This is a genomic window from Sphingobacteriales bacterium (genome assembly GCA_016711285.1).
GTDB lineage: Bacteria > Bacteroidota > Bacteroidia > Chitinophagales > UBA2359 > JADJTG01.
Genome location: JADJTG010000002.1, coordinates 778,403 through 793,435, shown reverse-complemented (window position 1 = coordinate 793,435; position 15,033 = coordinate 778,403). Strand labels below are relative to the sequence as shown.

Here is a 15,033-nt window from a genome sequence, read left to right as displayed (position 1 = left end):
AATAAAATGGAAATAAAAATATTAAAACAGATTCCTGCAAACCCTACTTTAGATAATTGGCACAATATAGGAATATCAATGGAGCGCATCAATGCTTTAGAAGCCACCTACAACGGCGGCAAAGCATTTCCTCTTGCGGTGCGTGAGTTCTTATTTTTATGTGGAGAAAAAAATAATCTCGGTTTTGGCACCCACAACAGCATCGAACGGCTTCAGGAACTTACCCGAAAAGAATTAGCTGATTATAATGAAGAAATAACACGCCCCTTCTTCGCTTTTGACCATATAGATAATTGCTCTGAATTTACATTTGTATTTTTAGATGAAGACCAAGAAGATCCCGATGTATATCTGTCTTCGCCCTATACGATGGAGGATTTTGGAGATCCTTTAGTGCGCCGCTACAAAAACTACACGTTTTCGTCTTTGGTCAATGATCATATTTATCGCATAAAAAAAGGCTATTCTTTGGATTAGCGGAAGGTTTTTTTTGTTGTGTAGCGATTTTTAAATGCCCAAGCGTACATCACACACCTGTTGCAGTCGTTCATATTGGCGGCTGCAATGGGTGTTTTTTTTATACAAGAATAGGTATGTCTTTAAATGATATGTACGCTTACATCACCTGTTTTTACAGAAAAAATATCCATAAATACCAAAATATTCTTTATATGTATTATAAGAAAATGTATTGCATCAAGCGGCTTATTCAGGCAGAGCACCCAACTTTATGAATAGTTTGGCAAGAAATATGTAAAATGTTAAAAAAATGTAAAAAGATATTTTTGCCAAACATTCTCTTTTTACATCTTAAATTCCTAAATTTGCGCTTTGAAATAAAAAGCAACTCAATATTATATGAGCTCAACACTTTACAGAAACCATATCAGGGTACTTCTTTTTGTTCTTTTGATGGGATTTTTTTCCGTGTCGGGGCGTGCGCAGGATCGCGCTGCCGCTATTGCTGCTACCAACGGAGCCCACGAAAAGGGACAAACACTCTTCAAATCAAATTGCGCCAGTTGCCATAAAATAAATGAAAAATTGGTGGGTCCGCCTTTGGCAGGAGTAGAGAAGAAATACGAAAAAGAATGGATTTATAAATGGGTGCGCAATTCGCAGGAAATGGTAAAAAGCGGCGATGCCAAAGCTGTTGCCATTTTTAACGAATACAATAAATCGGTGATGACGGCATTCCCTACTTTGAAAAACGAAGATGTAGATGCCATTTTGAGCTATGTGAGCGTTGAGGCGCAATTCCCTGCAACGGCAACCCCTGCCGCCGGAGCAGCAGGCACCGGAGCCGCCGCCACCGAAACCGCCGCGCCTTACGGTATATTTATGGTGTTGCTGGCAATTTTGCTGGCGATTATCGCTTGGCTCTTGGGGCGTGTGGTGCGCACTGCCGCCAATTTGGGGCGTGTAAAAAGAGGTGAGCCGGAATTAGCAGCCACTACCTTCGAAAGTTTCTTCAACCAACGCTGGGTGCGCGTGGTAGCGGGTTTGTTGGTATTTGCGCTGTTCAGCTACACCACCTACGACAATGCTCGCGGCTTGGGTCGTCAAAAAAACTATCAACCCGAACAACCCATTAAATTCTCGCACGCCCTGCATGCCGGAAAATGGAAAGTAGAGTGCCAATATTGCCACTCAGGAGCCGGCAAAGGCAAAAGTGCCGTTATCCCTTCGCCAAGCGTGTGTATGAACTGCCACAAAGCCATTGACAAAGGTCCCGTTTACGGGGAAACCGAAATCAATAAAATATATGCAGCCGTGGGCTGGGACAAAACCAAACACCAGTATATTGAAAATTACGAGCAAAAACCCATCGAATGGGTGCGTATCCACAATTTGCCCGACCACGTTTATTTCAACCACTCCCAACACGTAACCGCCGGTAAAATTGCCTGCCAAAAATGCCACGGTGAAATTCAAACGATGGAAGTTGTAAAACAAGAAAACACCCTCGGTATGGGCTGGTGTGTATCTTGTCACCGCGAAACAGAAGTGCAATTTACCGGAAATGCTTACTACAACGCTTATGAAAAATATCATAAAGCATTGAAAGAAGGCAAAATGGAAAAAGTAACAGTAGAAGACATTGGTGGTTTAGAGTGCCAAAAATGTCACTATTAATCTATTATCAAAACGTGTTTATCCGGTTTTTTAAGTTGAAATTTATCACATTCAAAAAAAATCACTCCTTATAAATGAAACAACCTAAATATTGGCGTAGTTTCGATGAATTAGAAGCATCGGAAGCATTTAATAAGAAAAAACAAGATGAGTTCTTGGAAGAGTTACCCTTGTTGAGCGAAATACAAGATTTAGCAAAAAACACGCGCGCCCCGCGCCGCGATTTCTTAAAAATGCTCGGCTTTAGCCTCACCGCTGCCGTTGCTGCTGCCGGTTGCGAAATACCGGTGCGCAAAGCGATTCCTTATGTTATCAAACCCGAAGAAATAACACCCGGTATTGCCAATTTTTATGCTTCCACCTTTTTTGACGGAAGCGATTATTGCAGCGTACTCGTAAAAACCCGCGAAGGTCGCCCCATTAAAATAGAAGGCAACCCACTTTCGTCTGTTACACAAGGCGGCACCAACGCACGCGCTCAAGCCTCCATTTTGAGCCTCTATGATATGGCGCGTTTGCGTGCCCCGAAAGTGAAAGGTGCTGATGTAGATTGGAAAACCATCGACACCAATATCAAAACAGCATTGGCAGGAGCCAACGGCGATATTGTCCTGCTCACTGCTACCATCGCCAGCCCTTCCACACAACAGGTTATCAACGATTTTAAAGCCAAATATCCGCGCACCCGCGTAGTTACTTACGAAGCTATTTCGCAGGCAGCCATTTTATATGCCAACGAAAAATCATTCGGCAAAAAAGCCATTCCCGCCTATCATTTTGATAAAGCCGAAGTGATTGTAGGCGTGGGTTGCGACTTTTTGGGCACTTGGCTTTCTCCGGTTCAGTTTGCCGCCGATTATATCAAAAACCGCAAAGTAGGCAAAGACAAAACCCAAATGTCGCGCCATTTCCAGTTTGAAGCCAATATGACTCCCACCGGAGCCAAAGCCGACTATCGCAGTTCGGTGAAACCTTCACAATTAGGATTGGTACTCGCCGCTTTGTACAGCGAAATCAGTGGCGGCGGTGCAGCAGGCAACCTGCCCGAACAAGCCCTTGCCAACATCAAAAAAGCTGCCGCCAATTTGAAAGCTGCCGCCGGAAAATCCTTGGTAGTATGCGGTGTAAATGATACCAACGCACAAATCCTTTGCAATGCCATTAATGCCGCTTTGGGCAACTACGGCACTACCATTAACTGGGGCAAAACCAACAACTTACACCAAGCAGACGACAAAGCTGTGGCGGAGTTGGTAGCTGCTATGAATGCAGGCAGCGTATCGGTATTGATGCTCAATGGCGTAAATCCCGCTTACGATTATTTTGATACCGCCGCTTTTACGGCAGCAATGAAAAAAGTACCTACGGTTATTTCTTTCAACGACCGCGAGGACGAAAGTGCCGAATTTGCAGCCTATCTCACACCTTCCAATCATTATTTGGAAAGCTGGAATGATGCCGAACCATTGTCGGGGCATTACAGCTTATCACAACCTTGTATTGCTCCTTTGTTTTCTACCCGCCAAATGCAGGAAAGCCTGATGGCGTGGGCGGATATTCCGGGCAGCTATTACGATTATCTGAGCAACCGTTGGAAAAGCATTTTGGGCGGCGAAGAAGCGTGGCAAAAATTTGTACACGACGGCGTACACGAAACCGCAGGCGGCGAGGCACAGGGTGCTTCTTTTGGCGGCGATGCAGGTGCTGCCATTGCTGCACTTACAGCCAAAGCCGGAAAAAGCTCAGGAATGGAAATTGTGCTGTACGAAAAAGTAGCGATGGGGAATGGTAAATATGCCAATAACCCGTTTTTGCAGGAAATGCCCGACCCTATTTCGCGTGTAACCTGGGATAATTATGCTTTTGTACCGAAGAAAACTGCCGCCGACAACAGTTGGGTAGAAACTTGGAACAAAAACGGTACAGATGTAGTAAAATTTGAAACAGGCGGCAAAGCCATAGAATTGCCCGTAACCATTCAGCCCGGACAATTGGACGGTGTGGTGTCTGTTGCTTTGGGCTACGGACGTACCAAACCCGGACACGAAAAATGCGCAGTAGGTAAAAATGCTTATCCTTTGGTGAGCTTCAACGGCGAAACCTTTGATTATTATGTGAGCAATGTGGCTACTTCAAAAGTAGATGACGGCTACCAGTTGGCTCAAACCCAAACGCATCATACCATTGACGACAGCCGCGAAATCATCAACGAAACTACCTTTGCCGAATACAGCAAAGATAATTGGTCGGGGAATTTTAATACACAACAGAAAAAATTAGACCCGCATTTTGCCGAACATCATTATTTTTCATTGTACCCTGAGCGCGACTACTCGCAAGGTTCGCACTGGGCATTGGTGGCAGATTTGAATGCTTGTATTGGCTGCGGTGCTTGTATAGTAGCTTGTAATTTAGAGAACAACGTTCCGGTAGTAGGAAAAAGAGAAGTGTGGCGTGCCCACGAAATGCACTGGATGCGTATTGACCGCTACTACAAATTTGATAAAGAAAAAGACCCTTACGCCGAAAACCCCTCCGTGGCTTTTCAGCCGATGATGTGTCAGCACTGTACTTATGCCCCTTGCGAAAACGTGTGTCCGGTAAATGCTACCAACCACAGCACAGAGGGCTTGAACCAAATGGCATACAACCGTTGTATCGGTACGCGCTATTGTGCCAACAACTGCCCTTATAAAGTACGCCGTTTCAACTGGTTTGATTTTCAGGGAGCAGACAGTTTCTACAAAGACAGCATCTTATCCAATGACGAAAATATGGTAATGGTAGATGATTTGAGCCGTTTGGTATTAAATCCCGATGTTACGGTACGCTCGCGTGGGGTGATGGAAAAATGTTCTTTCTGTGTTCAGAATTTGCAGGCGGCGAAATTGGAGGCTAAAAAAGAAGGACGTACTTTGAGAGACGGCGATGCAAAAACTGCCTGCCAAACTTCTTGTCCTACCCAAGCCATTACATTTGGTGACGAAAACATCAAAGACAGCCAAATCCGCAAAACACGCGATGATGAGCGTTCTTATACTTTGCTAGATGCTGTGCAGTTGTTGCCGCAAGTATCTTACCAAACAATGGTGCGCAACCAAGATGAACCGATGTATCCGGGGCGCAAACCATATACACCGCCCAAGCACCACGAGCCTGCGCACGGCGGCGATGGTCACGGCGGGCACGATGCGCACGGCGGCGGACATCCAGAAGCCACACATACCGCACCGGCAGCAGAGCACGGCACAGCAGCAGATACTACGTCACATTCAGGGCATTAAGTTGTTGTTGTTGTTGTGTCATTTCGGCAAGCTCAATGACCTGCAGCAGTTGTGTAGTTTGATTTCAAAAAAGGTGTAACGATATGAGGAAGTTCTACCAGAAGTGAGTATAATTGTTGTTGTATGCGATTTTAGAAGACCGCAACGACAGACAACTAAGGGAACTAAAATGACTTTTATGTTTCACTTTAGGAAAACTTTTTTAACTTTGCATCTTGGACAAAAATCAGAAATATAGAAAGATTACGTTTTACAAGAACTACTTTCAAGACTTCTTTTCCAAACAAAACAAGAAAGTAAAAGCAAAAATTGTTTGGACTTTTGACTTGCTTGAAGACTTACAAAGAGTTCCTGAAACGTATTTGAAACGTATAGAGAACACGGACGGACTGTATGAAATTCGAGTTCAATTAGGAAGCGACATCTTTAGAATTTTCTGTTTTTTTGACCAAGGACAGTTGGTCGTTTTAGTAAATGGCTTTCAAAAGAAGGCTCAAAAGACACCAAAGAAAGAAATTGAAATGGCACTTAAAATAAAAGCAGAATATGAAAACGAAGAATAAGAACTTAATGACACTCGAAGAGTTCAAAAAATTGAATTACGGCAAACGTGGGACAAAGGAACGTGACGAGCTTGAAGCAGGCTATGAAGCATTTAGAATAGGTGCTTTGATACACGACACTCGTGTTGAAATGGGAATGACACAGGAACAACTTGCAGAAAAAGTAGGGACAACTAAATCCTACATTTCTAAAATTGAAAACAATTTAAAAGAAGCTCGTATTTCAACACTTCAAAAAATTATAGAACTTGGTTTTGGCGGACGACTTGAACTTAATATTGTAGTTTGATTTCAAAAAAGGTGTAATGATATGTTAATTGTGATTAATAAATTTGATACTGGTTGTAGTTTGATTTCAAAAAAGGTGTAACGATATGGGCGGCGGCGCAATTTTGGCACTACTACCCGTTGTAGTTTGATTTCAAAAAAGGTGTAACGATATGTCAAATAGGTTACATTCATAAACGATTGAGGTTGTAGTTTGATTTCAAAAAAGGTGTAACGATATGTTTGCAGCGCGGACTTGTAAATCTCAATGCGTTGTAGTTTGATTTCAAAAAAGGTGTAACGATATGCATCAAGCTGTGTGACTAAGCTGCGGAGCTGTTGTAGTTTGATTTCAAAAAAGGTGTAACGATATGTTCAACCCCTCCTCAATATATGTCTGCACAGTTGTAGTTTGATTTCAAAAAAGGTGTAACGATATGCAAAAATTCTCCGGAGGTGTCGGCTCCTGCGTTGTAGTTTGATTTCAAAAAAGGTGTAACGATATGCTTATGAGGTATTTGTCGTATTCGCGCCAGTTGTAGTTTGATTTCAAAAAAGGTGTAACGATATGAAAATGATAGGTTGTTGTTTATCCTTTTGAGTTGTAGTTTGATTTCAAAAAAGGTGTAACGATATGATCTGCATTCGCCACTCCTAAATCAATGCTGTTGTAGTTTGATTTCAAAAAAGGTGTTACGATATGTACTCTCGCCGTTAGTAGCTTTACCATTGTGTTGTAGTTTGATTTCAAAAAAGGTGTTACGATATGACGTACAGGCGGTAAGAGATAAGCTTTTGCGTTGTAGTTTGATTTCAAAAAAGGTGTAACGATATGAGTAACCTTATATCGTGTTGGAAATCAGGGCGTTAGCTTCGTTTTTTGCTAAAAAAAATGAGCTTTCTGCCCTGATTTTTTTAAAAAAAACTCAGTTTTTGCCATCCTAATTTGCGCTTTTTCTGCTTTTTGTATGCTTATTCCTGTTTTTTTATCATAAAAAAAAGTCCGGTAGCGTTTTGCGTTATCGGACTTTTTAATGATATGGCAGCAATTTTATACAAAGATGTGTGCAAGACCAATATTTAATAAGAATCCAAAAAATATTATTGCGTCAAGCCCTTATTTGGCGTTCAAAGGTGCATCGTTTACGTCTGCCACCGTAAACGTTTACGCCTTGAACGTGAAATTTGGCGTAAAGAACGTGAAAATATACGCCTGCCACCGTGAAATTTTACGCCCGATACCGTGAAATTTCACGTCAGGAACGTGAAATTTGGCGTAAAGAACGTAAACCATGCACCTCCGAACGTAAACGTTTACGTCTGCCACCGTAAACGTTTACGCCTTGAACGTGAAATTTGGCGTAAAGAACGTGAAAATATACGCCTGCCACCGTGAAATTTTACGCCCGATACCGTGAAATTTCACGTCAGGAACGTGAAATTTGGCGTAAAGAACGTAAACCATGCACCTCCGAACGTAAACGTTTACGTCTGCCACCGTAAACGTTCACGTCAGGAACGTGAAAATTTACGTCTGCCACCGTGAACGTTCACGTCAGGAACGTGAAAATATACGTCTGCCACCGTAAACATTTACGTCAGGAACGTGAAAATATACGTCTGCTACCGTGAACGTTTACGTCAGGAACGTGAAAATATACGTCTGCTACTGTAAATATTTTACACTATTCCAAAAAGTAAAAAAAAACCTTTCGTCTAAAACATGGGTATATTTCATCTGCTTATTATATCCGTTTTTTACTCCTGAAAATACACCCTTCGCACACGCGGCGAAATATGTGTGAGTATTTCGTAGGGAATAGTGCCGCAGGCTGCCGCCAACTGTTGTACGGGTAGCTGCTCGCCAAAAATCAGCACCTCATCATCTTCGCGCACATCTGCCACATCGCTCACATCAAGCATGGTCATATCCATACACACACGCCCAATGGTAGGCACTAATTGTCCGCGCACCATCATTTTTGCTGCACCGTTGCCCGCATTTCTAAACAAACCGTCTGCATAACCGATATTTATGGTGGCAATGAGCGAATCGCGCTGTACTATATCGCTGGCATTATAGCCCACCGACTGACCTTTGCGCAGGTGGTGTAATTGTGTGAGGCGCACTTTGAGGCTACTCACCGCTTGCAGTTGCGCCTGAATGTGGTCGCTGCCATCGATACCGTGCAACCCCAAGCCCAAACGCACCATTTCCATTTGGGCGGCGGCGTGGCGCACCATACCCGCACTGTTGAGAATATGCCGCAAAACTTTGTAAGGCAGCACCGCTTGAATAGTCGCCGCCATAAGTTTGAAACGCGCTATCTGCTGTGTAGTAAAATCATCTAAATCGGCACTTTCGCTCGCTGCCAAGTGCGAAAACACCGACACCACTTGCAAATGGGGAAATTCCTGAAGCAATTTGCACAATTCTGCTATTTCATCGGCTGCAAAACCCAAACGGCTCATACCGCTGTCCAACTCCAAATGCACTTTCCAAGTATCAATGCCTCTTTGAGATAAAAAAGCGGCAAACTCACGCAATATTTTCAAGGAATACAATTCCGGCTCTAATTGATGTTGGATTAATGTATGAAAACTCGCAGAGTCGGGATTCATCACCATCACGGGTAGCCGTATGCCCGCCTGCCGCAGTTGCTCGCCCTCATCGGCATAAGCAACCGCCAAATAATCGGCGTGTTGATATTGCAGTGCCGCCGCCACCTCTGCGCCACCCGCACCATACGAAAAAGCCTTCACCATTGCCATAATTTTAGTGGAGGGCTTCAACAAACGGCGATACACATGATAATTATGCGCCAATGCCTGTAAATTCACTTCCAAGCGTGCGCTGTGGGATTGCGCCGAAAGCAGCGCATCTACCCGTTCAAAAGCAAAGGAGCGCGCGCCTTTGAGCAAAATACATTCTTCATAAAAAGGGAGTTGCGGTATAGCTTGCAGCAATTGTTCGGTGTCGGAAAAAAAATGGCAATGCGGCACAAAATCAAACAAAGGGGCGTGCTTACACAACTGCTCGCCTACACCTACAAAACGATGTAGCGGATAAGCGCGGATTTGTGTGGCTAAATGTTGATAAATTTCGGGGCGTGTTTCGGAAAAATCGGATAAAATAAGGGTATGCTGCTGTGGAAGTTGGCGTTTTAAAAAATCTAAAGCAATTCCCAGCGAAAAGCTGTCTGCCGAATAACTGTCGTTGATGAGGCGGCAGGAGCGAATAGCGTTTTTGAGTTCGAGGCGCATAGCGAGGGAGCGCAGACGCGGCAATCGCTGGCGAATGGTGTCGGCGGCATATCCCTGATGCAGCAGCAGCACCATACAATGCAAAACATTTTGCAACGAAGCGGCATCACTGAATTGTACAGAAAATGACCACTGCTGCCGTCCATAACTGATGTGTATTTCGCTGGTATCGTGGAGCGTATGAGTATGTATGCTTGTTTGATATTGCGCCCTTGCATTGCTGCCCCATGATACAGCCGACACCGCAGGCAATTGTGTGCCGATATAATTTTCTGCCATGGCATCATCATTATTATATATCACCCATTTGCAGCCCTCAAATAAGCGCAATTTTTCTTTCAGTTTCTGAACAGCACCCTCAAAACCCTCTTCGTGGGCAGTGCCAATATTGGTGAGTAAGCCGATAGTGGGCTGAATGATGCGCCGGAGCTGCTCCATTTCGCCGTTCTGCGAAATACCCGCTTCAAAAATCGCCATTTGATGATACGCATCTAAGAGCCACACCGACAGCGGCACACCGATTTGTGAATTGTAGCTGCGCGGACTGCGCAAAATAGCCATATCATCTTGCAATAATTGATGCAACCATTCTTTTACGATGGTTTTTCCGTTGCTGCCCGTAATACCCAACACCGGAATATCAAAACGGCGGCGATGATAAGCTGCCATTTGTTGCAAAGCGGTTAAGGTATTCTCTGTTTTAAAAAAATAAGCATTGCTCATTTGCTCAAAAAAAGGCAATATTTTATCCACCACAAAAAGACGAACTCCTTTTTCGTAAGCAAGCGGCACAAAAGCATGCCCGTCTCGGTGTGCGCCTTCAAGGGCAAAGAATAAAGTTTGAGCCGGAAAAGGAAGATAGCGGCTGTCTATACCCAAATGCTCAATATCGGGCAAAGGAAAAGCAGCCGGAGGCGAAAAGGAAAGATGCAGAATTTGCGCAATCTGTGGCGCGGAATAAGCAATAGGCATAGAACGATATGATTGAGTGCAATGAAAAGTAATATAAAATCACAAAGATATTGCGGCTTATTTTGATAACATTTTCAAAAGTATGAACTTTATGGCGTTTTTTGAGTTGTATCTTCCTTCTTTACAATGGCAAATATTCATCTGCTCGGTATTCGGCATCATGGTCCCGGCTCGTCCAAACAAGTGCTGGCAGCCCTTGCCGCGCTACAACCCGAAGTAATATTGATTGAAGGTCCCCCTGAAACTGCCGTGATGATGCAGTGGATTAACAATCCCGATATGCAACCGCCTGTAGCTTTATTGGCGTATGTACCCGACCAACCCCAACAAGCGGTATTTTATCCTTTTGCTGCCTATTCGCCCGAATGGAATGCAGTGCTGTATGCACTGCAACACCAAGTACCTTATTATTTTATAGATTTGCCACTTACACACGCTTTGGCATATCAGGCACCTGCTGCTGTTGCGCCTTCGGGCGATGAGCAAAATCAGGCAAATTCCGACACCATAGCAACTTCTATTACACAGCACCCCTTAGCCTATATTGCCGAAATAGCCGGTTTTGAAGATACAGAAGAATGGTGGGAGCATCATTTTGAGTTGTACCCGTCAGATGCAGTAGTCTCTTTTGAAGCCATCGCTTATTTAATGGAAAACCTCCGCGAAACCTTTGCGGTAAAAGAACACAAAGAACTGCTGCGCGAAGCTTTTATGCGCAAATACATACGCGCCGTTCAAAAAGACGGCTATCAAAATATTGCAGTAATTTGCGGGGCGTGGCACGTTCCTGCTCTAAAAAACGCAGATACCTATAAAAAATCTGATGAAGAATTGCTTAAAAATCTGCCAAAAATAAAAGTAGAAAGCACTTGGATTCCTTGGACAAATGAACGAATGATGCTCGAAAGCGGCTATGGAGCAGGAATTGTATCTCCGGGTTGGTATGAGCATTTGTGGCAATATCCCACCGACGACGGCACCCGCTGGCTGAGTCGCAGCGCAGCCGTATTTCGTAGTCAGAATATAGATATTTCGGCGGCACATGTGATAGAGGCGGCGCGGTTGGCGCAATCCTTGGCGGCTTTGCGCGGCTTGTCGAGAGCAGGTTTAAAAGAACTCAACGAAGCCATTTTGACGGTGATGTGTATGGGCGACCCCATTTTGCTACAACTGATTTATAAAGAATTGCAAATAGGAAACACACTCGGACAAATTCCTGAAGATGCACCACAAACACCTTTACAAAGAGATTTTGACCGACAAAGTAAAACGCTGCACCTGAAACCCACACAAGACGAGAAAAAAATTGCTTTAGACCTTCGTGAGCCATTTGACAACAGCAAAAGTATTTTTTTACACCGTTTATTAGTGCTGAATGTCACTTGGGGAAAATTACAACAAAGCCGCAGCAAAGGTACATTTAAAGAAGAATGGTTGTTGAACTGGCAGCCCGAATACAGTATTCATTTATTAGAAAAAACCGCTTGGGGTAATACGATTGAGGCTGCCGCCAATAAATATGTAGAACATCTCTCTCAGCAAAATAACTCGCTTGCAGATTTGGCTCAACTGGCACAAAATGCCCTGCCCGCCGAACTGCACGAAGGCATCAGAGCACTGCTGAAACGTTTGGACGAACTGGCGGCTTCTACTTCCGACCTGTTGGCATTGCTGAATACTTTTGTTCCTTTGGCTCAATTGTCGCGCTATGGCAATGTGCGCAAAGTGGATATGGATATTTTGTGGCTCATTGTAGAGTCGGTGTTTTACAGAATGACGGCGGCATTGCCTTACAGCGTGCAGCAACTCACCGAAGAGCCGGCAAATGAATTATCAGAGAAGATCCGCAAGGCGCATCACAGTGTTTTGTTGTTGGATAATGATGAACTGAAAGAAAACTGGTGGAATACTTTGGAGCGCATACTGACCTCACAACAAACCGCCCCTTTAATCCATGGCACTTGCTGCAAATTGCTCTACGACCAAAAAGTGCTGTCGCCCGAAGCCACTGCGCTGCAACTCAGTCGTGCGTTCTCTGTAGTTGCCGCCCCCGAATATGCTGCTTTTTGGTTAGAAGGTTTTTTGCACGAAGGCGCAACGCTTCTGCTCTACGACGAAACCCTCTGGCACTTGCTCTACGAATGGTTACAGCAACTTTCCGATGCCGATTTTTTGGCACTTCTTCCTCTATTGCGCCGCACTTTTGCTTTATTTTCGGCAGCCGAAAAAAGAAAAATAGCACAAAAAGTAGCACGCGGCAATGTGCCCTTACCAGAAACCTATCTCGCAGGCGGCGGCGATATAGATGATGAACGGGCGCAGCGCGTGTTGCCCATATTGGAAAAATTACTGCTTTTGGATAAACAGTAGCGTTTTTTATTATAAATAAAAAAAATTAAAAACTCAAAGAATCTCGTTTGCAATGCCATCGAGGGGCATTGGGTGTAACCACACAACCCGCTAACCACACTTCACCTTTTTGCGCACGCGCTGCTAATTCCCGTGAGGGTTTTCCGTACATCACCGGCACAACGCTGTCGTTGCGATGACAAGTAGGGCAGGGTGGGGCAGGTGCTTCGGCGGCGGCTTCTTCGGTGCTGTTTTGTTCGGCTTCGGTGCTGCTTTCATTGGCGGCGGCGGGCGGCGGAGTTGGCGGTTTTGGAGCTTTCGAACATTGCAAATAGCACAAAAACATTGAGGATACTAAAAGCATTTTCATATAAAAACAATACTTGAAATAGTGAAGAAAATGTATTCAATGAAAAACAAACAGCGATATTATATATCGCTGTTTGTTTTGTTTTTTTAATGTAATAAATAATTGATAACCAATACTTTGAATAAAAAAAAGTTATTCGGAAAGAAAAATGAAGTTTGTTTTTTATTCTCCTTTTATTAAAAAAGCAGGTAAATCGTGACGTATAAAATGAATAGTATTTTTTATATCCTGATGCAAAAAGCGGTCGCTGCTCATAAAAGGCACGCGGCTGCGAAATAGCTCCAAAGCCGCCTGTAAACGGGGCGGAACAAGCGTATTATTGCGAAATCCCAAAGCCTGCGCCGCCGTGAGCCACTCCATCGCCAGCACTTTCTCCACATTTTGAACCACTTTCAAGCATTTTGTGGCGGCATTGGCTCCCATACTCACATGATCTTCCTGTCCGTTGGAAGAAGTAATACTGTCCACCGAAGCCGGCGTACAATACTGTTTGTTTTGGCTCACAATGGCTGCCGCGCTGTATTGCACAATCATCAACCCCGAATTTAAGCCGCCTTCGGCGGCGAGGAAAGGCGGCAAAGCGCGCTTGCCCGACAGCATCAAAAAGATGCGCCGCTCCGAAATATTAGCCAATTCGGCAGCAGCCATCGCCAAATAATCCAACGCCAAAGCCAAAGGTTGCCCGTGAAAATTGCCGCCCGAAACAATAGCATCTTCATCAGGAAATATATTCGGATTATCGCTTACGCCATTGATTTCCATTTCCAATACTTCGCCCACATGCCGCAGGGCTGCCCGCGAAGCCCCATGCACTTGCGGCGCACAACGGAAAGAGTAAGGATCTTGCACTTCTGAATTTTCCAAAACAGTACCTTCCAAATATTGAGCAATGCGTGCCGCCGATTGTATTTGTCCGGCTTGGTTGCGAATACGGTGCAGTTCGGGGTGCAGCGGCTCGTGTTTGCATTGCCACGCTACCATAGAAAGGGCAGCGATACATTCGGCACTTTCCAACAAACGCCGTGCTGCCAAAAACGACCACACGCCGTAGCTGCTCATAAACTGAGTGCCATTGATAAGAGCCAGACCTTCTTTGGGTTGCAGCGTAAGCGGGGCAAGTCCGAGGGTGCGTAAAATTTCGGATACTGCTTTTGTTGCTCCGTTGAGGCGCATTTCGCCCTCGCCGATGAGCGGCAAGCACAAATGCGCCAAAGGAGCTAAATCGCCGGAAGCTCCCAAAGAGCCTTGTTCATATACGATAGGGAGGGCGCGGCGGTTATACAATTCCAGCAACATTTTTACGGTAGCTATGCTCACGCCGGAGTTGCCGTAAGCCAGAGATTGTGCTTTCAGCAACAACATCAGTCGCACAATATCGGCGGGTACTTCATCGCCGATGCCGCAGGCGTGCGAGCGCAGGAGGTTATTTTGTAAAGCGGTGAGCTGGTCGGCAGGAATAATCTTATCTTTTAAATCCCCAAAACCGGTATTGATACCATAAAAAACACCCGTTTTTATTTTATTTTGTAAAAATTCGTAGCCTCGCTGAATTTTAGTAGCTGCCGAATCGCCCAAAATGAGGTCTTTTTGTTGGGTAAAAATTTGTTCAATATCATCAAGCGAAAGAAAATCGGCTGAGATGCGGTGTGTAGTTGCCATAATAGAATATTAGAATAAAAAAGATTTAAAAAAGGTGTTGAAATAAAAAAAATACCGTTGCTTCTTTTCAAAAAAAAGCAACGGTACAAAAGTATAAACTTGTTGTTATTATAGGTGTGGCTGTGCCGAAATATTTTATATCTACTATAAAAATATTTTTAAAATGCCT

Annotated in this window: 8 protein-coding genes, 1 pseudogene and 1 CRISPR repeat array; of the genes and pseudogenes, 6 read left to right on the top strand and 3 right to left on the bottom strand. The window is 44.3% G+C overall.

From position 1 onward, the window contains the following. Positions 1-6 precede the first annotated feature (6 nt). The 5 genes and pseudogenes from IPL35_03635 (at position 7) to IPL35_03615 (ending at position 6,230) form a co-directional block, all read left to right on the top strand. Positions 7-477 (top strand): hypothetical protein, encoded by a 471-nt coding sequence (locus IPL35_03635; protein MBK8442547.1) that lies wholly within the window; start codon positions 7-9, stop codon positions 475-477. A 435-nt stretch (positions 478-912) separates the two neighbouring features. Continuing rightward, complete coding sequence (locus IPL35_03630) at positions 913-2,136, top strand: c-type cytochrome (GenBank protein MBK8442546.1); 1,224 nt, start codon at positions 913-915, stop codon at positions 2,134-2,136. Positions 2,137-2,210: 74 nt separating this feature from the next. Continuing rightward, positions 2,211-5,420: a TAT-variant-translocated molybdopterin oxidoreductase gene (locus tag IPL35_03625; protein MBK8442545.1), complete on the top strand. Its 3,210-nt coding sequence runs from the start codon at positions 2,211-2,213 to the stop codon at positions 5,418-5,420. Between the two features lie 215 nt (positions 5,421-5,635). After that, positions 5,636-5,983: a type II toxin-antitoxin system RelE/ParE family toxin gene (locus IPL35_03620; protein MBK8442544.1), complete on the top strand. Its 348-nt coding sequence runs from the start codon at positions 5,636-5,638 to the stop codon at positions 5,981-5,983. Then, positions 5,967-6,230: pseudogene (locus tag IPL35_03615) on the top strand (helix-turn-helix transcriptional regulator). Before IPL35_03620 ends, IPL35_03615 begins: the two are co-directional and overlap by 17 nt. Positions 6,231-6,260: 30 nt before the next feature. Then, positions 6,261-7,085: a CRISPR direct-repeat array (repeat unit 36 nt; unit sequence GTTGTAGTTTGATTTCAAAAAAGGTGTAACGATATG). A gap of 923 nt (positions 7,086-8,008) precedes the next feature. Here IPL35_03615 and IPL35_03610 read toward each other — a convergent pair. After that, complete coding sequence (locus IPL35_03610; GenBank protein MBK8442543.1) at positions 8,009-10,486, bottom strand: bifunctional UDP-N-acetylmuramoyl-tripeptide:D-alanyl-D-alanine ligase/alanine racemase; 2,478 nt, start codon at positions 10,484-10,486, stop codon at positions 8,009-8,011. A gap of 126 nt (positions 10,487-10,612) precedes the next feature. Between IPL35_03610 and IPL35_03605 the strand changes: the two genes are divergently transcribed. Continuing rightward, positions 10,613-12,856: a hypothetical protein gene (locus IPL35_03605; protein MBK8442542.1), complete on the top strand. Its 2,244-nt coding sequence runs from the start codon at positions 10,613-10,615 to the stop codon at positions 12,854-12,856. Positions 12,857-12,881: 25 nt separating this feature from the next. On the opposite strand, the gene IPL35_03600 is transcribed toward IPL35_03605, so the two are convergent. Beyond that, positions 12,882-13,199 carry a hypothetical protein gene (locus IPL35_03600; protein ID MBK8442541.1) on the bottom strand — a complete coding sequence of 106 codons (318 nt, stop codon included), beginning with the start codon at positions 13,197-13,199 and terminating at the stop codon, positions 12,882-12,884. A gap of 168 nt (positions 13,200-13,367) precedes the next feature. Then, the gene (gene hutH / locus IPL35_03595) at positions 13,368-14,864 is read right to left on the bottom strand and encodes a histidine ammonia-lyase (protein ID MBK8442540.1); all 1,497 of its coding nucleotides are present in this window, start codon (positions 14,862-14,864) and stop codon (positions 13,368-13,370) included. Positions 14,865-15,033 lie beyond the last annotated feature (169 nt).

Excerpts from the sequence above, each read along its gene's own strand:
- IPL35_03635 (MBK8442547.1), top strand. The coding sequence starts at position 7 with ATGGAAATAAAAATATTAAAACAGATTCCTGCAAACCCTACTTTAGAT.
- IPL35_03630 (MBK8442546.1), top strand. The coding sequence starts at position 913 with ATGGGATTTTTTTCCGTGTCGGGGCGTGCGCAGGATCGCGCTGCCGCT.
- IPL35_03625 (MBK8442545.1), top strand. The coding sequence starts at position 2,211 with ATGAAACAACCTAAATATTGGCGTAGTTTCGATGAATTAGAAGCATCG.
- IPL35_03610 (MBK8442543.1), bottom strand. The coding sequence starts at position 10,486 with ATGCCTATTGCTTATTCCGCGCCACAGATTGCGCAAATTCTGCATCTT.
- IPL35_03605 (MBK8442542.1), top strand. The coding sequence starts at position 10,613 with ATGGCAAATATTCATCTGCTCGGTATTCGGCATCATGGTCCCGGCTCG.
- IPL35_03600 (MBK8442541.1), bottom strand. The coding sequence starts at position 13,199 with ATGCTTTTAGTATCCTCAATGTTTTTGTGCTATTTGCAATGTTCGAAA.
- hutH (MBK8442540.1), bottom strand. The coding sequence starts at position 14,864 with ATGGCAACTACACACCGCATCTCAGCCGATTTTCTTTCGCTTGATGAT.